The sequence below is a fragment of the Shouchella clausii genome (assembly GCF_002250115.1).
Taxonomy (GTDB): Bacteria; Bacillota; Bacilli; order Bacillales; family Bacillaceae_D; genus Shouchella; species Shouchella clausii.
Genome location: NZ_CP019985.1, coordinates 2486155 through 2508025, shown reverse-complemented (window position 1 = coordinate 2508025; position 21871 = coordinate 2486155). Strand labels below are relative to the sequence as shown.

22 protein-coding genes are annotated in these 21871 nt (G+C 43.5%); 9 read left to right on the top strand and 13 right to left on the bottom strand.

Translation table 11 applies throughout. The features are described from left to right. Positions 1-32 precede the first annotated feature (32 nt). Together BC8716_RS11925 and BC8716_RS11920 are read right to left on the bottom strand one after the other, a co-directional pair. A complete protein-coding gene (locus BC8716_RS11925) occupies positions 33-1574 on the bottom strand; it encodes an AbgT family transporter (protein ID WP_094425956.1) in 1542 nt (513 codons plus the stop codon). A gap of 102 nt (positions 1575-1676) precedes the next feature. Continuing rightward, entirely contained in the window at positions 1677-3122 is a 1446-nt protein-coding gene (locus BC8716_RS11920) for an amidohydrolase (protein ID WP_094425954.1), read from the bottom strand. Between the two features lie 140 nt (positions 3123-3262). On the opposite strand from BC8716_RS11920, the gene BC8716_RS11915 reads away from it, so the two are divergent. Then, positions 3263-4540, top strand: a complete 1278-nt coding sequence (locus BC8716_RS11915) for a helix-turn-helix domain-containing protein (protein ID WP_094425952.1) — start codon at positions 3263-3265, stop codon at positions 4538-4540. Positions 4541-4748: 208 nt separating this feature from the next. On the opposite strand, the gene BC8716_RS11910 is transcribed toward BC8716_RS11915, so the two are convergent. Next, on the bottom strand, positions 4749-5540 hold the full coding sequence (locus BC8716_RS11910; RefSeq protein WP_094425951.1) for a carbonic anhydrase: 792 nt from the start codon (positions 5538-5540) through the stop codon (positions 4749-4751). Positions 5541-5692: 152 nt separating this feature from the next. On the opposite strand from BC8716_RS11910, the gene BC8716_RS11905 reads away from it, so the two are divergent. The 6 genes from BC8716_RS11905 (at position 5693) to BC8716_RS11880 (ending at position 11606) form a co-directional block, all read left to right on the top strand. Beyond that, complete coding sequence (locus BC8716_RS11905; protein WP_094425949.1) at positions 5693-6820, top strand: threonine synthase; 1128 nt, start codon at positions 5693-5695, stop codon at positions 6818-6820. A gap of 260 nt (positions 6821-7080) precedes the next feature. After that, a complete protein-coding gene (locus BC8716_RS11900) occupies positions 7081-7830 on the top strand; it encodes an efflux RND transporter periplasmic adaptor subunit (RefSeq protein ID WP_094425947.1) in 750 nt (249 codons plus the stop codon). A 23-nt stretch (positions 7831-7853) separates the two neighbouring features. Beyond that, positions 7854-8627 carry an ABC transporter ATP-binding protein gene (locus BC8716_RS11895; RefSeq protein WP_094425945.1) on the top strand — a complete coding sequence of 258 codons (774 nt, stop codon included), beginning with the start codon at positions 7854-7856 and terminating at the stop codon, positions 8625-8627. Continuing rightward, entirely contained in the window at positions 8611-9768 is a 1158-nt protein-coding gene (locus BC8716_RS11890; protein WP_094425943.1) for an ABC transporter permease, read from the top strand. Before BC8716_RS11895 ends, BC8716_RS11890 begins: the two co-directional genes overlap by 17 nt. A gap of 12 nt (positions 9769-9780) precedes the next feature. After that, complete coding sequence (locus tag BC8716_RS11885; RefSeq protein ID WP_094425942.1) at positions 9781-10461, top strand: TetR/AcrR family transcriptional regulator; 681 nt, start codon at positions 9781-9783, stop codon at positions 10459-10461. A gap of 158 nt (positions 10462-10619) precedes the next feature. Continuing rightward, positions 10620-11606 carry a 3-oxoacyl-[acyl-carrier-protein] synthase III C-terminal domain-containing protein gene (locus tag BC8716_RS11880; RefSeq protein WP_094425940.1) on the top strand — a complete coding sequence of 329 codons (987 nt, stop codon included), beginning with the start codon at positions 10620-10622 and terminating at the stop codon, positions 11604-11606. Between the two features lie 502 nt (positions 11607-12108). Here BC8716_RS11880 and tlp read toward each other — a convergent pair. Further along, positions 12109-12339, bottom strand: a complete 231-nt coding sequence (gene tlp, locus BC8716_RS11875; RefSeq protein ID WP_094425938.1) for a small acid-soluble spore protein Tlp — start codon at positions 12337-12339, stop codon at positions 12109-12111. A gap of 364 nt (positions 12340-12703) precedes the next feature. Here tlp and BC8716_RS11870 point away from each other — a divergent pair, with 364 nt between their 5' ends. Then, positions 12704-13309 carry a hypothetical protein gene (locus BC8716_RS11870; protein ID WP_094425937.1) on the top strand — a complete coding sequence of 202 codons (606 nt, stop codon included), beginning with the start codon at positions 12704-12706 and terminating at the stop codon, positions 13307-13309. Between the two features lie 326 nt (positions 13310-13635). Next, positions 13636-14133, top strand: a complete 498-nt coding sequence (locus BC8716_RS11865; RefSeq protein WP_011248035.1) for a phosphatidylglycerophosphatase A family protein — start codon at positions 13636-13638, stop codon at positions 14131-14133. An 88-nt stretch (positions 14134-14221) separates the two neighbouring features. Here the strand turns inward: BC8716_RS11865 and BC8716_RS11860 are convergent, their stop codons facing one another. From BC8716_RS11860 to BC8716_RS11815, 9 genes are all read right to left on the bottom strand, one after another. After that, positions 14222-14839, bottom strand: a complete 618-nt coding sequence (locus BC8716_RS11860) for a hypothetical protein (protein WP_094425935.1) — start codon at positions 14837-14839, stop codon at positions 14222-14224. A 118-nt stretch (positions 14840-14957) separates the two neighbouring features. Further along, a complete protein-coding gene (locus BC8716_RS11855) occupies positions 14958-15827 on the bottom strand; it encodes a class II fructose-bisphosphate aldolase (protein WP_094425933.1) in 870 nt (289 codons plus the stop codon). 1 nt (position 15828) lies between these two features. Next, positions 15829-16281: a PTS sugar transporter subunit IIA gene (locus BC8716_RS11850; RefSeq protein ID WP_094425931.1), complete on the bottom strand. Its 453-nt coding sequence runs from the start codon at positions 16279-16281 to the stop codon at positions 15829-15831. Positions 16282-16295: 14 nt separating this feature from the next. Next, positions 16296-17714, bottom strand: a complete 1419-nt coding sequence (locus tag BC8716_RS11845) for a PTS fructose transporter subunit IIC (protein WP_094425930.1) — start codon at positions 17712-17714, stop codon at positions 16296-16298. Further along, entirely contained in the window at positions 17702-18634 is a 933-nt protein-coding gene (gene pfkB / locus BC8716_RS11840; protein ID WP_094425928.1) for a 1-phosphofructokinase, read from the bottom strand. The genes BC8716_RS11845 and pfkB overlap by 13 nt, the downstream gene beginning before the upstream one ends. Positions 18635-18792: 158 nt before the next feature. Next, positions 18793-19593, bottom strand: coding sequence for a MurR/RpiR family transcriptional regulator (locus BC8716_RS11835; protein WP_094425926.1), 801 nt, complete (start codon positions 19591-19593; stop codon positions 18793-18795). Positions 19594-19827: 234 nt separating this feature from the next. Beyond that, a complete protein-coding gene (locus BC8716_RS11825) occupies positions 19828-20718 on the bottom strand; it encodes a universal stress protein (protein WP_169715944.1) in 891 nt (296 codons plus the stop codon). A gap of 128 nt (positions 20719-20846) precedes the next feature. Beyond that, positions 20847-21326, bottom strand: coding sequence for a hypothetical protein (locus BC8716_RS11820; protein WP_094425920.1), 480 nt, complete (start codon positions 21324-21326; stop codon positions 20847-20849). Between the two features lie 181 nt (positions 21327-21507). Beyond that, a complete protein-coding gene (locus BC8716_RS11815) occupies positions 21508-21813 on the bottom strand; it encodes a DUF2087 domain-containing protein (protein WP_245850101.1) in 306 nt (101 codons plus the stop codon). Between the last annotated feature and the right edge of the window lie 58 nt (positions 21814-21871).

Here is a 21871-nt window from a genome sequence, read left to right as displayed (position 1 = left end):
TATACACCGTCCATTCATTCCTTTTATAGGGGTTATTTCGTTAATAACATGCCACTGCCTGGACCGATCGGCAAACCAACTACGTTCCAAATGATAAAGAGGACAATCCAAGCGCCAAGGAAGATCAAACTATATGGGAGCATCGTCGACATTAGCGTGCCAAAACCGGCCCTGCTGTCATAACGTTTCATAAAGCCAAGCACCATCACGACATATGGATTCATCGGCGTAATGACATTGGTCGCCGAATCGCCGATCCGGTATGCAAGCTGAGTAAATGCTGGATTGTAGTCAAGCAACATGAACAGCGGCACAAACACAGGGGCCATAAGCGCCCATTGCGCGGAACCACTTGTTATAAACAAGTTTAGCACGGTTACGAGCAAAATAAAGACAACGAACAATCCTAACCCTGTAAATTCGACTTGTTGTAAAAAATCAGCAATGCCTACAGCAATCAACGTCGCAATATTCGTCCAATTAAAGTAAGCAATAAACTGGGCGGCAGCAAACACAAGCACTATATAACCGGCCATGTCTTTCATCGCGTCTCCCATTAAGATCGGCACGTCTGCCGTGGACTTTATCGTCCCTGCTGTGATCCCATAGGCAACCGCTACAACGACAAACATGACAAGCAAAATCGGAATGATATTGTCGATAAATGGCGACGGGATAATGGTCCCTTCTTCGCCACGCAATATTCCGTTTGTTGGAACAATAAGCATAGCCACAGCCCCAATATAAAGCAGCAGGGCAATCCCAGCATTGCGCAATGCTTTTATTTCCTGTTTTGTTGGATAATCGAGGCTTTGGTCGTTGATGCCTTCGTCTGCATAAGCTGGATTATAAGTGCCAAGGCGTTTTTCAATAATTTTCTCTGTGATCCATACACCAAGGAAAACGAGCATGACAACCGAAGCTGACATAAAAAACCAGTTGTCGATAGGGGTTACAACGAAATCAGGGTCAATTGTCCGAGCTGCTTCAGTGGAAATGCCTGCTAATAACGCATCTGTTCCAGCAATCATAAAATTGGCTGTAAAGCCTGCTCCAACACTTGCAAACCCAGCGGCTAACCCAGCAAGGGGATGCCGTCCAATAGCGTGGAAAACCATTGCTGCCACCGGCGGTATAATAATCATCGCCGCGTCAGAAGCAATGTTGCCAAGTATTCCTGCAAAAACAACCGCGTATGTAACAAGTGATTTTGGCGCTTTTAAAATCGTTGTCTTCATGAATGTTTCAAATAGCCCCGCTTTTTGGGCCAAGCCGATACCAAGCATCATCGTAATAACAAGCCCAAAAGGGGCGAATCCTGTAAAATTGCTAAGCATCGACGAGAGAATGTAGAGAAAGCCTTCTTGAGATAGCAAACTCCTTACAGCTACTGTTTCATTGGTGCCTGGATCTAGCACCGTTAAGTCGAACGCATGTAAAACCGCTGAAATGACCATTAAAAACACGGCCAAGTAAATAAACAACATGAACGGATGCGGGAGTTTGTTTCCGATACGTTCAATTCCATCCAGCACTTTCGTAAAAAATGAACGTTTTTCAGTTTGTTCTGTCATCGCTGTTCCTCCAATGTCTTAAATATGTCTTTAATTCGCTAACAGTCTATCACGTTTTGAACGTGCAAATGCCTTTTCTGGCAGATAACCTGGCACGAACAATTAGCGCGAAATAGGTGCTGGTTTTACCCCGTTTGGAATAGGGGAAACATATTGCAGGTTGGCAAACCGTTCTTCCCATTCTTCTTTCGCTTGACGCACCAAGTCTGGATCATGCAATAAGCGCACTGCTGTTGCAGCCATTACGAGGGCCGCGTGGTTCATTCCCTTATAGGCAGTCGTCGTTGCCCCTTGGGAAACCATTTGCCATGTATGGAACGCTGTCCCTGATGCAAAGCATGTCACATAGCATTGAACAGTTGGTGCAATCCAGCTTACATCGCCTACATCAGTCGAGCCAGCCAGGAGCGTTCGCTTTCTTGAGACAGGTATAATTTCATCAATCAGTGCTTTGTTGCGCACTTGTCCAAGCCATTCTTGCTTCGGATTCTCGACGAGATTTGCCAACTCTACCATCGTTTGTTCCCGGTCTTCGTTCGAAAATGTCTTGCGGATTGTTTCAGCGAATCGTGTCTCTTCTTCCGTATAAGATGGCACGCCAATTGCAGCTAATTCCTCTCTCATTACATCCTCAAGCACGTAGTTGCGTACAAAATTCGAGCACGCTTTATCAAAACGGATCTCTAACGTTGTGTCTGTCATTAGCGCAGCACCCTTTGCTATCTTTTTCACACGTTCATAAATAGCTTGTGTTTGTTCGAGTGTCGGCGCACGCATTAAATAGAGGACTTCTGCTTTTGGCTGGACGACGTTTGGCGAAAGGCCGCCTGCGTTTGTAATGGCATAATGTACCCTTGCCTCATCAATGAGATGTTCCCGCAAATAATTGCTCCCGATATTCATTAACTCGACTGCATCAAGTCCGCTCCTCCCTAAATGGGGAGCGGCGGCAGCATGGGAAGCTCTCCCTATAAAAGCAAACGAAGCTTGGATATTCGCCAATGTTTCGGCCGTCCATACGCTCGTATAAGTGCCAGGGTGCCAACTAATCGCAGTATCAGTACCAGCAAATGCGCCCTCTTTTGCCATAAACGTTTTGCCGGAGCCCCCTTCTTCGCCTGGGCAGCCATAATAACGGATCGTGCCAACTAACCCGTGCTGTTCCATGTAGGCTTTCGTCGCGAGCGCTGCCGCTAGTGACGCAGTTCCGAGCAAATGGTGACCGCAGCCATGCCCTGCCCCTCCAGCTACAATCGATTGTTGCTCGGCTGTACCGCCTGCTTGACTCAGTTCAGACAACGCATCAAATTCTCCTAAAAATGAAAGGACAGGTTTTCCTGTTCCATACGTTGCGATAAAGGCTGTCTTCATTTCGCCAATACTTCGTTCAACTGCAAAGCCTTCTTCCTCAAGGATGCCACTAAGGAGTTTTGAAGATTCCCACTCTTCAAAACGCAACTCAGCATAATTCCAAATGGCCAACGCTGCCCGCCGAAATAATTCTTGATGTTCGCCAATATAGCGCTTTAGAAAAAGTCGTTGATCCATAATTTCCCTCCTATGAATTAAAAGACAGTTTTTAGACATATGTATTTTCCTTACTTTATTATAAAATCGCCATAATCGCCAATACTTTTTTAAAAAAAGTCTGGTAAACTAAAAAAAATAAGACATTTGGAGGATGACCAATGGCAACGATCGGCATTATGGCCGCCTTCCATACCACTCCCCATATAAAGAAAGCATTAATGAGTTTGCAAACAAATGCTAGCTTTATTTATTTTTCATATAAAAGCTTAAGTGAAATCAAAACCATTTATCAGCAGTACCGCCATGACATTGATGGCTGGGTTTTTGGCGGCATTATTCCAAAACTCTATTTTGAACAAAATATTGGCCCTTTGCCTAAGCCTTCTGTGTTTGTCGATTTAAGCGAAAAAGACTTTTATAAAACGTTGCTCACTTGCACATTTGAACGATCCTTTGAAATGAAGCGAACGGTCATTGATTTTCTCAACAAAGAGAATGGCTATATGAACTTAAAGTCGTTTGTGCCTTCAGACGATTTCCCCCTTTACTATAGCGATTCGCTTTTTCAAGACGTCAACGACCAAATGTACGAGCAACTGATTGCCTTTCATCGACACGCACATATGGATGGCGCGCAATTATCAATTACGAGGTTCAGCAATATTTTGCCGGTCTTGCAAAAGGACGGCATCCCGACACTTTTTTTAGCGCCATCAACTAGTTCCATCCATAAACAAGTAGAAACATTGCTGCTACAGTTAGAAACACAAGAATTAGCAGACAAACAAATCGCGATTGGTTATTTGACTTTTAAGGCAAAAACAGAAATAGAAAAAATCAAGCTCCACCATGCATTGCTTTCTTACTCAGAAATGGAAGGAGAGCCACTTTTAGTTCATGCGAATGAAACAAGCTTTGAGTTAGTAACGTCATTTGGCGATTTAGAGCGCCTTACCAACAGCTTCAAACAATGTGCTTTATCCGCCTATTTAAAAGGCAAACACCCCAAAATTGCGTTTCAATTAGGCTGGGGGACGGGAAAAACACTTCATGAAGCACGGACAAACGCAAAAACGGCCAACAAGCAACAAAAGAAAATCGGCTGCCCTTATATCTTGACTGAAAGCACGTTGCTCGGCCCTCTAGGCGACGGGAAACGCCTAGAACTACAACTGGATCCGCTTCAATTGCAAAAATGGAGCAAACAAACTGGCGTATCTGTGTTGCAACTGCAAAAAATTTTGGCAATACCTGCAAAAACAAAGCGCCATGATGTCTGTGCAAATGATCTCGCGCTCCATTTAGGCATCACGACTCGAAGCGCCAATCGCATTTTAAAGAAATTAGAACAAGGACAAGCCGCAGAAGAAACAACAGTAAGGCAGGAAAAACTTCGTGGCCGGCCACGTAAAAGGTACCGGCTCCTGTTCCATTAGAGTGAATGCGTGGAATAATCAACGCATGTGAGACGAGGAATGAAGACGCGAGTAAAATGGAGGATCATAGCAACCGAAAATGTCAGTAAGCGTTTGTCGCTCAGACTGAAAGAAAACACAGGCGATGCGAGGTTTTGTTAAGCTGAAGCGCCCACTAGGTAGTGGGCGCACTAGGTAGTGGGCGCACTACCTAGTGGGCGCTTTCTCATTAATGATAATGAAACCCGATTTCTCTGTCGCCTAGCTCTTGGACTGGACGGTAGTTTTGTGGATAGATGGCCCTAAATGCATCAAGTTGCGTTGCTGAAATCGAAATGGTGTCATTAAGCACCGTCCATTTCACGCCTTCGCTACAAGGAGGGGTTGTCAATGAACCGTCGTATTGGTAAGCAGTCACACTTTCAGGCAGGAATAGGCTCGGGTCTATAGAAATGGAATACTCAGCAGTCCCTTCTTCTTCGGGCATGACTTCCCAAACGGCTTCAATGCCTTCATGATCATTGCCAATTTCCATCAAAACGCCGAGCACCGCTAAATCCCCTGCATGATTTGCATGAACAAGATGAAGCTCCATCGGAAAGGATGTTTCTTCAATCGTATGTTCACTCGGAGTATGGAAATGGAATTGTGTCAGCTGATAAGCTTCGCCATTAATTTCTAAACCACCGGCATCCTCATTTTCCACATTAGCTTGAATCGTATGCCCATTATTTTCAACAGAAAAAGCAGCTTCGCTATATGAAAAGGCCCAATTCCACTTCGGTGTTTGCTCACGATCATAAAACAAATTGATTGGTGATTGCTCTTTTCCATTCGAACACGCAGCAAACGCTTCGTCTAAGTCTCCCCAAAATTCAGGTCCCGTGTCCCCCTCATACGACCATGATGCTTTCAAAGCTTGTAACGGTGACAGGAAACTAGCAGCAGAAGCTGCCGGAGCAGTTGCCAACGTAACAACGGATGCTAATGTAATGCTAGTAAATAAGTGATTTCGTTTCATTGATTATGCCTCCTTTATAGTTGGTTTAAATCTATTATCTATTAGAATGATTTATAAATCTAGTAGTTTCCCAATTTTCCCAATAGGGAAGTAAACAATTAAACTAGCCTTTTTCTATTGTAAAAAGACTCGACAAAAGGAGCGATCGTCTGATGAAGCAATCCTATGTTTGCCACAGTTGCCATACCACTTACCCTGTTTCGCGTGACCTTTGGAAATGCCCTTGTGGCGGTCTGCTCGACCTTGACAAACAAATGCCGTTGCTCCACCCTACGGCTTGGAAATCTGGACCTCCTACATTATGGCGCTTTTTGGACGCATTGCCGTTTGAAAAAGACGCGAAAAGTTGGCAAAACGTGACTTTAGGCGAAGGCGATACTCCGCTTCTACCTGTTTCTGCTGATAAGCCGAATGTCTATGTAAAAGTCGACTATTTAATGCCGACGCTCTCTTTTAAAGACCGTGGCGCTGCTGTCCTAATCGCAAAAGCGCTGGAGCTTGGTGCTACATCTGTCATTGCCGATAGCAGCGGCAATGCAGGGACTGCCGTTTCGGCCTATGCAGCAAGAGCTGGCATCGCTTGCGAAGTGTTTTGCAGCAATACGGTTTCCCCGAAAAAACAAGCACAAATGGCGGCATACAATGCCACGGTTCATACCATTGCCGGTACACGTGAAGATGTCGCACGTGCCGCACAGCAAAAAGCCGCCAACTTAGAAGAAGGCGGTTTTTATGCAAGCCATGTGTATAATCCCTACTTTTATGAAGGGACGAAAACGTATGCGTACGAAATTTATGAACAGCTTGGCGAAGCACCAGACACAGTGATTGTCCCCGTTGGCAACGGCACACTTTTACTTGGTGCTTATTACGGCTTTTCTGAGCTTTTAGCGAACCGTCTTATTGGCAAATGCCCGAAAATTGTTGCCGTGCAAGCTCAACAATGTGCCCCCCTTGCTCATGCGTTTGCAACAGGAGAACCATCTATTACGCCTACATTAGGCCAAACGACGATTGCTGAAGGGATTGCGATCGCTGCACCACCTCGGGCAACGCAAATTTTAGAGGCAGTCCGCAATACGGACGGCACCTTCATAACTGTTAGCGAAGCACAAATAGCGAGAGCACGCTCGGCACTTGCCAAGCAAGGTTTTGATGTGGAACTTACTAGCGCCGCTACCTACGCCGCCTTTCACGTTTACCGACACTGTGAAACAGAAACGATCGTCATCCCTTTATGTGGTTCTGGGACAAAGGCAAGTGACCACATAGCAAAATAATACCAACCTTCCAAAGCAAACGTTTGAAATGCGTTTTTGTTTTCCACCTTCTTTATGCACATCGGTTGGCTTTGCAGCATTTTTGCACTCGTAGTGTCTTTAAGAAAATCGAGAAATAACCGCCTTTTACCTAATGAGCCGCCAATAACTATTCTGTTACTGGCATGCTCTAGAAAAATTTTTTCACTATCCATTGATTTTCTCTTTTTCTTCCATTATATTTGAAAGTAAGTACTTACATTCAATAACGAGGTGCTGCTATGTCTTTTGCAAAACCAGCAATCTTTTCCTTTTCTTTGCTTTTATTAATTGGCTGTTCGCAAACGGAAGAAGCAAATTACACTGGTTCGATTGAAGCGAAAAAACAAACGATTTATAGCCCTTTACAAGGGGAAATCGAACATATCCATGTCGCTGAAAGGGAAGCCGTTGCGAAAGATGAATTGCTTGTGTCTTTAGACGAGCGTTTATTGGAGCTACAAACGGTAGAAGCGGAAGCATCGGTACGATTAGCCGATGCCGAAATTGAGCAAGCAGAAAATGAAGCCGCTTCTAATGTGCAACTAGATGCTCTTAACAGCCAACGAGACCAAGCACAAGCCCGTCTAGAACAGGCTCAATACCAACAATCAAAAGCAAGCATTCATTCACCAAAAGACGGCGCCGTTTTTGAGTGGCTAATCGATGAGGGCGATTTTGTGCAAACTGGCACTCCACTTGTAACGATTTTGACAGACGCTCCTTTTGAAACAACCATTTATGTACCACAAAGTGAACTTCCCGAGTTTTCTGAAGGTATGTCCGTTCAAATAAGCGCTGTTGCTTTGCCTGGAGAAACATTCGAAGGCACTGTCGACTTTATTGAAAATGAAGCGATATACAGTTCGCAAACGATTGAAACAAACGAAGACAAAGCCAGCCAAGTTTTTCCTGTGCACATTACAATTGAAAGCAACGACGAGCAATTAAAAGCCGGGATGGATGTAGAAATTTGGATTAATTCATTATAGGCGGTCAGGAGCGATTTAATCACATGACAGAGGATGCTATTCGTTGTAACGCGTTGTCAAAAAAGTTCGGATCTAAGATGGCTGTTAAGCCCCTAAACCTTTCCGTGAAAAAAAACACCATTTACGGCTTTCTTGGTTCCAATGGAGCCGGAAAATCGACTGTCATTCGCATGCTGTGCGGTGTTCTTCCACCCTCATCTGGTAGTGGAACTGTGCTTGGTTATAGTCTTGCAGAACAACCAGAGCAGATTAAGCAGCAAATCGGCTATATGTCGCAAAAATTCAGTTTGTATTTGGAATTAACGGTACTTGAAAATTTGCAGTTTTATGGCGCAATTTATGGACTAAAGAAGAAAGAACTTGCAGCTCGTATCCAAACGCTTTTGCAACTAACAAAGTTAGAGGACCGCATTTCCCAACGGGCAGGAGCGTTGTCTGGTGGCTGGAAACAGCGGCTTGCATTATGTTGTGCTATGCTCCATAAACCGGAGTTGCTCATACTTGATGAGCCAACTGCAGGCGTGGACCCTGTCTCGCGCAAAATATTTTGGGATATTATCCATCAATTGAAAAAAGACGACGTCACCGTTCTCGTCACCACCCATTACATGGACGAAGCCTTAACTTGTGACAACATCGGCTTTATGTATGCAGGAAACTTGCTTGTTAATGGCGGACCAAAAGAGATTATGGACCAATACGGGGTCAAAAACTTAGATGATTTGTTTGTTAAGCTAGTAGAGCAGCAAGAACAAGAACATGCTTCCTATCTAAAAAAGGGTGATTCGTTTGAATAGCCGAGAAAAGCGTTTTCGTTTTGTTCGACTGCAAGCAATCGTTCGCAAGGAATTCATTCAAATAAAGAAAGACCCTGCAAGCCTTGCCATTGCCCTTATCCTCCCCGTTTTGCTGCTTGTCTTGCTTGGTTATGCGATGAATGACGATGTCGAATCGGTTCATTTGTCTGTTCTAGACCAGTCACAAACGGCAGAAAGCAGAGAACTAATTGACCGTTTAACAAGCCAAGGCGACTTTAACATTATGAGTTATGAACACAACGTCAGTGTTCTGGAACACCTCCTGGATAAGGGCGACATTCATGCAGGTCTTATTATTCCAGCGGATTATTCAAAAGAGCTTGCCACGGATACAGCGGTTGTACAATTTTTAATCGACGGTTCCGATCCGACTTATGCACAAGAGGCGTTGTTCCGAAGCGAGTCGCTTTTGCTAAACTATGCACAGACAGTTCAGACGGAACAATTGGTCCGGAGTGGAGCAGAAGTTCCTAATAGCCCATTAAAGCATGAAACACAGGTGTTTTATAATCCTTCCATGGACAGTATGGAATTTAATATTCCAGCTTTAATTGGTCTCATCATGCAAGAGGTCACATTAATTTTGACTGCATTTGCCCTTGTCCGTGAAAAAGAGCAAGGCACGATTGAGCAGTTGATCGTTACGCCAATTCGTCCAGTAGAGCTAATTATTGGTAAATTAGTGCCTTATACAGTCATTGGGACAATGTCTTTTGCTTTTGTTCTTTTAGCAGGCGTGTTTTGGTTTGATGTATCAATTGCAGGCGACCCTTTCTTATTGGTATTATTAAGTTTGCTATTCCTTGTTGCTACTTTAGCGATGGGTATTTTCATTTCCACCATCGCCAAAAATCAACTCCAAGCCATGTATATGTCCTTTGCCGTCATTCTTCCAAGTGTGATCCTCTCTGGTTTTGTTTTTCCGAGAGAATCGATGCCAATGCTGATTCAGCTATTGGGAGGGTTGATCCCTCTAACGTATTTTTTGGAGATTTTAAGGGGGATTTTCTTAAAAGCGAACTCTCTCCAGCTTCTGTGGCCCCAAAGTCTTGTATTGCTCGGATTTACCGTTTTGCTTTCCATCGCGACAATTGCAAAATTTAAAAAGCATCTGCAGTAAATAGGTGATCATATGAAAAACGACGACAATAGCCCATCAATAACTGAAGCATTTCAGCTTTTCTTAGATTCGCTAAATGAATCGAAGAAAAAAACAGCAAAACAAGAACAAATTATCCAAGCAGCTGCCAAGCTATTCGCAGAAAAGGGGTATGAGGCTAGTTCAACTGCTGATATCGCTAAACAAGCTGGCGTTGCCGAAGTAACATTATTCCGTAACTTCAAGTCAAAATCAAATCTGTTGTACCATATTTTAGCACCTGTTTTTATTGAACTTGGTTCAAAAAAATATCTGGAAACGATCCAAGAAATTTTCCGTTCACCCGAGCCAAATAATGCGAAAGAAACATTGACAATGGCTTTTCGAGACAGGCTGGAACAGCTCGCCCAAAACCAATCCATTATAAAAGTCCTCTTTCGAGAAGCTTATTCACAGGACGAGATTAAAAAAGCAATTGTAACGAACATCACTACTCCTGCGATGGAATCGACAAAATCATTTATTAGGCAAAAACAAGAACAAGGTGAGTTTAAGGACATGGATGAGTCTGTTATTGCCAACTTATTTTTTTATATTATCTTCGGCTATATCTTTTACCACCAAGTTCTTGGCGAAGGGCTTCAACCTAAACACGGGGATGAACCTGAAAAATTGATTGACATTATTTTGGAGGGAATTGCTACCACCAAGTAATTCTGGATAACGATTTTTAGCATGGCCAGAAACATTTTCATCTCGTTTTTGGCCGTATTAAAAATAAATAAAGTCAATTTTAGTGTGAAAAGGGGGCGATAGAAGAAATAAACGCTGCTATTCATTGAGAGCAAATCAAAACAAAAGGAGTGGAGAAGATGTTAAATGCCAAAATCTTAGGCTCTGGCAAAGCTGTCGGTTCAACCGTAATGAAAAATGACGAACTTGAAAAGGAAATGTCATTGCCAAAAGGGTGGATGGAGAAAGCTTCAGGCGTGCAATCTCGTTATTACATTGATCCTAGCAGAAATGAATCAGCCTTAACACTGGGGGTAGCTGCCGCGAAACAGGCCATTGAGGAAAGTGGCCTTGCGTTAGAGGACATTGATTGTATTATCGGTGCAAACGGCTCTCCTTTACAAGCGATTCCATGTGCTGCAAGTCTATACCAACGCGAACTAGGTTTAGAAGAATCTGGTGTTCCATGCTTTGACGTCGACACTACATGCTACAGCTTTCCACTTGCTTTGTTTGTTGCTTCAAACTTAATCAACAACGCAGTTTATAAACATATCCTCATCATTAGTTCAGACACCCCGAGTAAAACATTAGACCAATCCGAAAAAGAAGTGCGGACCATTTTTGGTGATGGGGCGGCAGCGTTCGTCGTTACATCCTCAAAAGGCGATTCAAAAATTAATCAATTCCTGTTGAAAACATATAGCAGTGGTGCAGATTTTACTTGCGTCAAAGGTGGTGGAACGCTTCGTCCCCCTAATGATCCAGCAACGATGCCAAATGATAATCGATTCCAGATGGAAGGCAGAAAAGTCTATAAAGCTGCTGTCAGATACCTTCCTTCATTTTTAGAGGAGTTCTTTTTAAATTCGATTAGTAAAGAAGAGTATAAATTCATTATTCCACACCAAACATCCAAAAAAGGGATTACAATATTTGAGAAATTCGGCTTTAAACGAGAACAAATTGGCGACCACCTTGCTACGCATGGCAATTGCATCGCCGCTTCAATTCCTATGCTTTTTCACGACCTGCTTTCAACACGTAAAATTGACCGAGGTGACAACATCCTTTTATTCGGAACTTCGGCAGGGCTATCACTCGGTGCTTTATCACTTACGTATTAAACCAACAATAATACACCGAAATGACTGAATTATTCCTTTTTGTCCACAAAGCAAACTTATTTGAATTACCTAATGCTCCATAGAGCTAGTATATGTGTTTGTTTGTATATTTGGTGTTTTGTAGTTCGCTGTAACTTGATTGACTGACAAGCTGCTCAACCAACACATCCAATACATCTTTATGTCAGAAAGCTACCAATAGATCGCCACCCCATTTCTAGAGTAATTATCTATATTTGGGGTGTTTTTTGCAAAGTTTAAACCCTTGAGACCTGCTTCGCTTAACAATATAATCACTAATAAAAACGCCAATAGAATCCATTGGCATTTACGCTGCTTGCCATAAAAACAAATGGATTTCGCGAAAGTTAGAGGCCTTTATTCGTGCATTGCGGGAGCAAAAAGCTTGGTTTAAAGATCATAACAATTAACTCTTTAATTCGTTGACTGCCAAAAACAAAACTGGCATTTGGGAAGTTCCCAGATGCCAGTTCGCTATTGCTTAGCTGTTGTTCTCTTGGTCATTGACTTCGTCTTTTAATTCTTGGCGTAAGCCGTCGATGCTTTGCTCACGGCGTTCATTTTTTTGCTCAATCTCCTGTTTTTCTTCCTCACTTAGCTCCTCTGAATGAGCTTTGGCATAATCCCTCGCCTCATCCATGTTTTGCAGCGTGTTGCCGATTATATTTTCAATTCTTTCTGGGTTATTGGAGCGGTCATCTCTTTTTGCCATTCCATTCCCTCCTTGCCTGTTTTGCTGTTAGTTTGTCATCGTTACTAAAAAATTATGCAGCATTCCGTGTTTTTCGTGAAAATCCACAGCTTCCAATTGATAAGCTCGCCTTTTTATAAAAATAATTGACTTTTTTAGGAGGAATTATGGACCTTATGTAGAATATTGGCCATACAAGGAAAAACATCGACAAACATCAATCTACACTCGCTACAATGGGGCCTCCATTGTTGGACTACTTCGAACGACACAGCTAGCTATCCTCATTAAATAATACCAACCTAATGTAGAAACACCTTATCAAATTTTGTTTTTTGTAAAGCACATGATGCCTATTTATGATGCCATTAAAAGGAGGTGGTTTATGCCAGGAACATGCGCTATAATACACAAAATGGAGGCGAATGAAGTGACTGAACAAATCCTCAAGATACTGACAAAGCTAGACAACCAGCAAGAAAAGCTGCTTGACGAATTTGATAATTTTAAGCAAAATCAACTCGCTTTTAATGACGAAATGCGCGATTTTCGAAAGGAACAACTTGCTTTCAATGACGAAATGCGCCATTTCCAAAAGGAGCAACTTGCTTTCAATGATGAAATGCGCCATTTCCAAAAGGAGCAGCTTGCTTTCAATGATGAAATGCGCCATTTCCAAAAGGAGCAGCTTGCTTTCAATGATGAAATGCGCCATTTCCAAAAGGAGCAACTTGCTTTCAACGAGAATCAGCGCAAGTTTAACAACCAACAAACCAAATTCAACCAAACATTTGAGGCTTTTCAACAGAACACAGAGAACCGGCTTGAACGAATGGAGAAAAGATTGAATGGGGTCGGCTATCTAATTGAACATAGCACTGCCGAACGGTTAGAAGACAAAAAGCGGGCAGATACCGTTCATGATTTTCTTATGTCAAAAATGGTCTCACTAGAGCAAGAAGTGTTCTCCTTAAAGAAAAATCATCTTTAATTGCGGCTAGCTGTCTCTCATCTTCACTTTTTTTCGCTTTTCCAATTGTTTTCGGACTTTTCCCGTTTCATCTCTGCATCTTGGATTGCTGCTTTGATCCAACGATTCCTCTTTTTTGCGAATGCTCCTACTATAAGCCCCATCATCCTTTAACATCTATTTTCCCTTCCTTTTTACAAAATAAAGCAGCAATCCAAACAGATGCAGCCCATTTCACCCTCTTTCTGTTTCCTAATTCTGGATCCCTTCCCTTTTAAGCTAAACGTGTATTTCAATGAAAAATAGGGTATCTTTATAGGTAGAGCTTTGAAAGGGGATTGGTTTCGATGATACATAAAATCACAATTGAATTAGCGTTGGAAGCATTAGAAGATCGAGGGGTTACGATTGAAGAAATTATGGATCTTGTTTATGAATTGCAAAGCACGTATGTTCCAGACTTGACGAAGGAAATGTGCCGGCCGCATGTAATGAAAGTGCTGGCTAAGCGAGAAGTGCAAAATGCGTTATTAACAGGAATCGAGCTTGACCGCCTCGCCGAACAAGGCAAGCTTAGCTCCCCTCTTCAAGAAATTGTGCAATCAGATGAAGGCCTTTATGGCATTGATGAAATTGTTGCCCTTTCGATCGTTAACATTTATGGCTCAATTGGGCTGACGAACTTTGGCTATGTCGATAAAATCAAACCTGGCATTCTTGGTAAGTTAAACAAACATAAAGGCGGGAAATGCCATACATTCCTTGATGATATTGTCGGCGCGATCGCTGCCGCTGCTTCCAGCCGGCTCGCCCATTCCCGAGAAGGTGCAGGCGTAAGAGATTGATTCGCAACAACTAAAAGCGCGACTGCCTACTACCAAAAGAAAGAGTGTGTCGCCAAGCTTCGACACACTCTCTCTTTTACTAATTGCATCAATAGAAGAAAAACGGCGGAAAGAAATATGGAAAAAAGCCAAGACCGGTAAATCCACCGAAAGGAAAAAAGCGTGGGCGATAGCGGCGATACCGCCAACCAAATTGGCGGGATTCTTCTTGATGGACATCTTCACCAACTAAAACAGTAATGCCGTCTTCTCTCACTTCAGTTAAAATTCCGTCTACCGATTGGCCGTTTGCCATCTTTACCTCGACATGATGGTCTTTCATTTGGCGGCACTTCTCTTTCATCGCCCCCTGCTGTGAAAACTGATTGGCTTCTGCCTGTGCGAATGCCTGTGTGTTACTGCCATATTCCTGTACAAATGGCTGTGTATTGCTCCCATATTCCTGTGCAAATGGCTGTGTATTGCTCCCATATGCCTGTGCAAATGGCTGTGTGTTACTCCCATATTCAAGAGTGTGTTGCACATTTTGGTTCATTGCGTATTGCTGGGCAGGCTGATACCCGCTCACTTGCTGAGCCATATTCCCCATCTGATTTGCCGCCCCATAACTGTTTCTGTAGACTGGGCCCACCTCGTGTGGTTGGCTCGGTTGGTCATTCTGGTCTATCCCGTATTGGTGTTGAATGTCTTCATTTGTAGGCTTCATTTGCCTTCACTCCTTTCATTCAAAACCAGTGTATGCGCCTAGTGCTTGGCACGTACGGATTCATTTTCTTTCTTTGCAAAAAAATCCCTCCTTGCTATGTAAGGAGGGGGAATCGCTTTTAAGCAAACGCTGGGACAACCGTATCTTCGCTTCCTACCAATTTGATTTTTGCTTTTGCCATTTCGATAGCAGCCTCTCTTGCTTTTTGCAAATAGGCGCGGGGGTCAAGGCTATTTGGATGAGAGGCAAAATGTTCACGGATCGCAGCAGAGTAAGCATTTTTTAATTCGGTTGATACGTTGACTTTCGCCATTCCTAATGAAACGCAGCGGCGAACATCCTCATCAGGGACAGCGGAACCTCCGTGGAGCACTAGTGGTACGTCAACTAGTTCAGCAATACGGGCAATCCGGTTAAAATCAATATTTGGTTTGCCTTTGTAAATGCCGTGGGCTGTTCCGATCGCCGGTGCAAGCGTTGGTACGCCTGTCAACTCAACAAACCGTCTACATTCCTCGGGCACCGCCTTTTTGGCATCCTCTTCAGCAACGACAATATCCTCTTCCACACCGCCAACTTTGCCGAGTTCTGCTTCAACATTTACCTCTAGCGATTGGGCAAGAGCCATGACCTCATTTGTACGGGCCACATTCTCTTCAAACGGGTACATGGAAGCATCGATCATAACCGAAGAATAGCCTGCCCGGATTGCTTCTTTAATTACTTGGTAATCCGTACAGTGGTCTAAATGTAAGCCCGTTGGCACTTGAAAATGCTCAGATGCGACTTGGGCAACTTCCACAATGTTTTTGGCGCCAAGCGCTTTTACAGTGCCAACCGTTGTTTGCAAAATAACCGGTGATCTCAAATCTGCCGCAGCTTCCAGCACCCAAAAAATGCTGTCGAAAGAGTGGACGTTAAATGCTACCACCCCATGTTTATTTGCTTTTGCTCTTTTTAGCATTGATGTAGTCGATACAATTCCCAAATTACTCATCTCCTTGGATGGCATTTTTAATTAAATGTGCAAGTTGCTTACTAGATTGCGCAGTAAGGAACGCTTGGCGCGACTCATCATCCATTAAAGCCCGAGACAGAGCCGCTAACGCCTGCAAATGCGTTGTTCCTGCTTCTCCATGTGGCACGAGCAATGAAATAAAAAAGAATGCTGGCTTCCCATCAAATGATTCCCACTCAATTCCTGTTTCCGTGCGGACGATTATAATTGCTGGTCTTGTAATCGAGTCAGACTGTGTATGTGGAATCGCAAAACCATCTTGGAAGCCCGTTGTACTTAAGGACTCCCGTTCTTTTAATCCAGCAACAACACTAGCGTTGTCTACCGCAATGCCATTTTCCACAGCCAAATCTGCAATCGCCTGAAAAACGCCTTCCTGTGTTGATGCGCTTGAGTGCAAATGAATTTGCTTTTCTGTAATCATGTCTGTCTCTCCTTTTACCCTTCGATTGGTTTTCCATTAGCTATTTTTTTACGGTATAGCCCGAACAAGACCCCGCCAATAACCGACCCTGTTAAAATTGCTATCACCCACTTAACCGCTCCAGTCACAACTGGCAGTACAAGAAAGCCTCCATGGGGTGCTGGCACTTGCACGCCAAACATATATGTCATGATTGCTGCAATCGCTGAACCAACCATCAAAATCGGCAAGACGACAATCGGGTTTTTGGCAGCAAACGGAATCGCCCCTTCTGTAATATGGGTGGATCCTAAAATAAAGTTCACCATTCCTGAGTTTCGCTCTTCTTTATTGAAGTACTTTCCAAAGAACAAGACCGCAAATGCAGTGATAAGCGGTGGCGCTATACACGCAGCGGACACGCCAGCCATGAAGTACAAATTTCCTTCAGATAGCAACAATGTCCCTGTTACGTATGCGGCTTTGTTGACAGGCCCGCCCATGTCAAATGCGCACATAGCGCCTACGATTAAGCCGAGCAGCAGCGGACTTGATGATTGAACGGAAGCTAAAAACGCCATCATTGCTTCGTTTAGAGCGGCGACTGGCGACATCAATGGATACATGACCGCGCCAATTAGAAAGATGCCAAGCACCGGAAAAAGGAAGATTGTTTTAAGTCCGTCTAATGAACGAGGTAATTTTTTGAATAGGTATTGCAACAGGACAATTAAATAGCCAGCGGCAAAACCAGCAATGATGCCGCCAAGAAAACCTGCCCCCGATTCGACCGCGAGCAAACCGCCGATAAAACCGGCAACCATACCAGAACGTTTGCCGATCGCTTCGGCAATAAATGCGGCTAATATTGGTACCATAACACTAAAACTCAAGCCGCCAACCTTATTCAGAAATGCCGCAAATGCATTGTAAGATTCATGGTTCGGATCAGCAGAATAAATGCCGAACAAAAAGGAAATTGCGATCAACACGCCGCCGCCAACTACAAATGGCAGCATGTGGGAAACACCATTCATCAGTGACTTATAAAGTGAACGACCAATGTTCTTTTTGCCAGTTGGCTGATTGTCTTCGCCAGTCGCTTCTTCTGGCAGCACTCCACCTTTGGCTCGATAAACCGGCGCGCTTTTATCAATAATTTGTTGGATTAGTTCTTCGGCGCCTCGCAATGCCTTCGCTACTGGGACATCAACAAGCCGCTTGCCATGAAAGCGTTCCGTATTGACATCTTTGTCGGCAGCGACAATGACACCGTCTGCCGCTTCAATTTCTTCTTTTGTTAACGCATTTTCGATTCCCGCTTGGCCATGCGTTTCAACTTTGATCTCCACGTCCATGTTTTTCGCTGCTTTTTTCAGCGCTTCCGCTGCCATAAAAGTATGAGCAATGCCTGTCGGACAGCCCGTTGCAGCGACAATCTTTACTTTTGCCATGTGAATCCCCTCCGCGTGATTTGTACTTGATCGAGAAGCATTGGAACATCTTTTAAATCGCTTAACCCTTTTGAAAAGGCAGTAGAAGCCCCTGTTGCTGTTGCTTTCGCTAGTGCGTCTTCCACAGGTGTGCCTTGCTGGATATGGCCAATGAACGTGGCCAACAAAGCATCGCCAGCACAAGCCGTGTTCAATACTTTGCCTTTAGGAGACGTCGCAAACAAGCAAGTGTCCTTATTCAAATAAATGCTGCCGTCTTTTCCGCGAGAAATGAGTACTTGCTTTGCTCCACGCTTTATCAATTCATAGCCGTAGTAGACAAGCTCTTTTTCACTCAATGGATGTTGCACTTGAAAGAAACCTGCTAACTCTTCTTCATTTGGCTTCAATAAATAAGGTTGAGTCGCCAACACGGCGTCTAAAGAAGAAATGCTTGTATCAAGGACATAATGGACGCCGTTCATTTGACAAATGGCGCCAATCTCGGCGAGAATGCCTTCTGACACGCCTACAGGCAAACTTCCTGAAACAATCAACGTACTGCCTGCTTCCATTTGGCCAATTTTTTCTATTAGCAAGCGTTGCTTTTCTTTACTAATGGACGGCCCTTGATTGACTATTTTGTATTCCTTGTCTGCATTCATAAACACGTTAATCCGTGTAATGCCGTCAACGTGCACAAAGTCAGTCTTAATGTTTAGCTTCTGTAAGGAGTCCTGAATAAATTGCCCTGTAAAACCAGCTATAAAGCCTGTGGCGACGCTTTCAATTCCATAGCGTTTTAGCATGATCGACACATTGACGCCTTTGCCATTTGGCTGGTAGTCTTCATCAATCGTGCGGTTGACTTTGTCGGGCATAAGCTTTTCCAACTGTACATATAAGTCGATTGCTGTGTTCATCGTGCATGTATAAATCATATCTGCGCTCACCAACTTCGTTTAATGTCTCAGAAATGCGGTCCTTGATGTCTTTATTATCCCATTGGCTTAGATGAAAATGTTTTCGCATCCTGAAAAACAATATTTGGTAAAATCGCCTTCAGCGTTGATTTCATAAGAAAAAACCGCCCTCTAGTTCAATGGGGCGGCTTTACAGATTCTTTTGTACGGATGACATAGGCGTCAAGGAGCACTCTCGCAATCACATTTAAGGAAAGGCGTGAGCGAACTTCATAATCTGGAATTAACGAGTGTTCACTTTTGTATCCGATCAACGTCATATCAGACAACTTATTCAGTGTCGAGTTCACTTTGGTCGTTAACGTAATGGTCGTCACTTGGCGGATGCTCAAGTTTTGGCAAGCTTCCACAAGTTCTTTCGTCTCACCGTTTAATGAAATAAAAATCGCCAAGTCCGTATCATGATGCATTTTTTGCGATTTGATGCGGATAATATTCGGATCATCATGCATCTCACACGTTTTGTCAAGGACTTGCAACTTAACGGCCATCTCTTTTGCAATCATTTGCGAAAAGCCACGGGCAAAGATGTAAATCTTTTTGGCGTCATGCATTTTTTGCACCGCGTCCTCAATTTGGCCAATGCTTTGCAGCTGAATGGTACGGCGCACTTCCTCTTCGTTTTTTTGCAGCGCTTGCTTTATTTCGTTGCCAATATCGCTCAAACTTCCTTCTTTGTCTACCATTTGCTTATCTTGTTCTAGCTTGTATTTAAACGACGTATAGCCTTTAAAACCAATCTTCTTCATCAGCCGGACAACGGTGGCAGTAGAGACTGCTGCCCGTTCGCTTAATGTAACAATCGACATCGTCGCAATTTCATCTAGATGGTCATGAATGTAGGTTAACAAATAACGCTCTGTGTCGCTAAGTCGTTCAAATGTATTATAAGGAATGTTAAATAACGGTTTGCTCATATGCACCACTCTTATCGATATTATTCGCGCTAGGCTTATCAAGCTTTGTGTTTATCGTCCTCTCTTTTTTGTTCCTCTTTATTATTTCCAAGTGTACACGCAGTAGCCGCGTATCGCCAAATAGCTGACGATTCCAGTACGGTGTAGGGAGGCAGATGCTCACCCCTTGGCTGTACTTTTCTATCACTGCACCAATAGGAGCCGTCTCGTTGAGGACGACTCCTTGCTTGCACTCTAACGGCTGTTGTCCCGCTTCACCATTAGCACATCGCATGGCGCATGGCGCATCGCTGCCTCTGCTACACTACCAATCATCAGGCGGGTGACCGTATTTGTTCCCGTTGCGCCGCAAACGAGCAAATCCGCTTGAAGCGATTCCGGTAGATCGGTGGAAAGTTTGACACGGGGGTTCCCATGCAAGTATTCCGTTTTTACTGTCGAAACCCCAGACTCCTCTGCCTTTTGTTTATATGATGTCAACATGCGCTCAGCTTCTAGTCGATTGTTATCTTCATAGGATAGCGGGGCGGCGGCCATCGCTCCTCCTGTATAAATGCCAATCGGCTCCACATAAACAATCGTAAGTGCTGCCTCATATGGTTTGGCCAACCATGCCGCTTCCGACAAAGCGTCTTCTGCTTGATCGGAGCCATCCACGCCGACAAGAATCGTCTTATAGTAAGGAGAAGCCGTTTCATAGTCTTTGACCATCAAGTAGTCACAAGGCGCATGACGAATGGACGCTTCAGCGACGCTGCCGGTAAAAAAACGTTCAATTCGGTTCCGCCCTGTCGCTGACGTAACGAGTAAATCAGCTCCATGCTCCTTTGTCAATGTTTTTGCGACTTGAATGCGCGGATTCCCTGAGGCAAACGCGATTTCCGTTTTGATGCCTGCTGCCTCTGCTTGTCCTTTATAACGAGCAAGCATGGCGTCGGCCTTGCCTTTCCACTCATCCCACAACTCTCCTGCATAAAGCATATGCTCATTGGGAAAATTGCGAATGTCCAAAACATGGCCGATGATGAGTGTTGCCCTACATTCTCCGGCGATGGAAAGCGCTTTCGAAAAAGCGTGATCAGACTGGTTCGATCCATCGACACCAACAAGAATTCGTCTATACATGCTTCCAACTCCCTCCTGATTAGAGACTTTAAAAGCATCTTTCTCTATTATTATAACAGCTATGGCAACGGCTACCGCATTCATGTTATGAACATTCTTAGAAAAACTTTAAGCATCGACATTTGCTGCTACATCACCACCATGCACTTTGCCGCCTCTTCCTTATGTTTTTTCAAATAGGCGTTTGCCGCTATTTCCTCTTGAAGATTTTTATAAGCAGCCGCTACCGCTTCGTAAAATTTTGCTTTTTCGCAGCTGTCTTCAATAAAACTAAGCACATGTTCGGCCTTTAAATAATTTCGCAAAGCTCCATTCGAATCAGCTTTGCTCTGTTTAATCCTACCACTTATGAAATGGCTTAAAAAATAGGTAATGTTAACAAGTTTAATGAAGTCAGGCGTGTTTCCATTGCCTTTTAACTGTTCAGAATGGAGGTGTGAATTGAGCAAGTAAAGAGAGATGACTGCGTCATCGACATTCCTTTCAGCGCTCAAAAGCCCCCTTGCTCTTGATTGCAAATTCGTCATTTGCGCAGGATTTCCTGTTCGAATGCAACCTAGCCATTCAAGGCACAGATCGACAAACGGTTCCTCTTTTTCTCCAACCATACAACTCACTTCCTTCATCATGGATTAAAACAATTGTACCAATTTTGACAAAACTACTGAATTTGTATTTTAAATACGACTATAAAAAAGCATCTGAGCGCTCTAAAAGGCTCAGATGCTACTAGTCATACCAATCTAAAATCATGAAAAAATACACTGAAAGAACAAATTAGACACACATCTAATTAGTTTCAATAAAAAAAGCTGGCCGCTTCGCTGGCGACACAAGTGTATAGCGCCCCTCTTTTCTTTCCATAAATCCCGTATCTACCCATGCTCTACGGATCGTGGCAAAGTCATCATGAAAAGACTGAATATGAGCGTTAATCTCCCGTTCTTCATAAACGACATTCTCCTCTAAACCTATTAACATATGTTCTAAAAGAATGAGCTTTTTCTTGAATTTAGCCGGTATCGTCTTTAAGCGGCCATCTTTTCCTATAAAATGACGGATGATGTTTTCCTTCTCTTCTTGGCTGATTTTCATGTTAACTTTCTCCTTTCGACTTAGTAATTCCATTATAATCTAATTAGATGAAAATCTA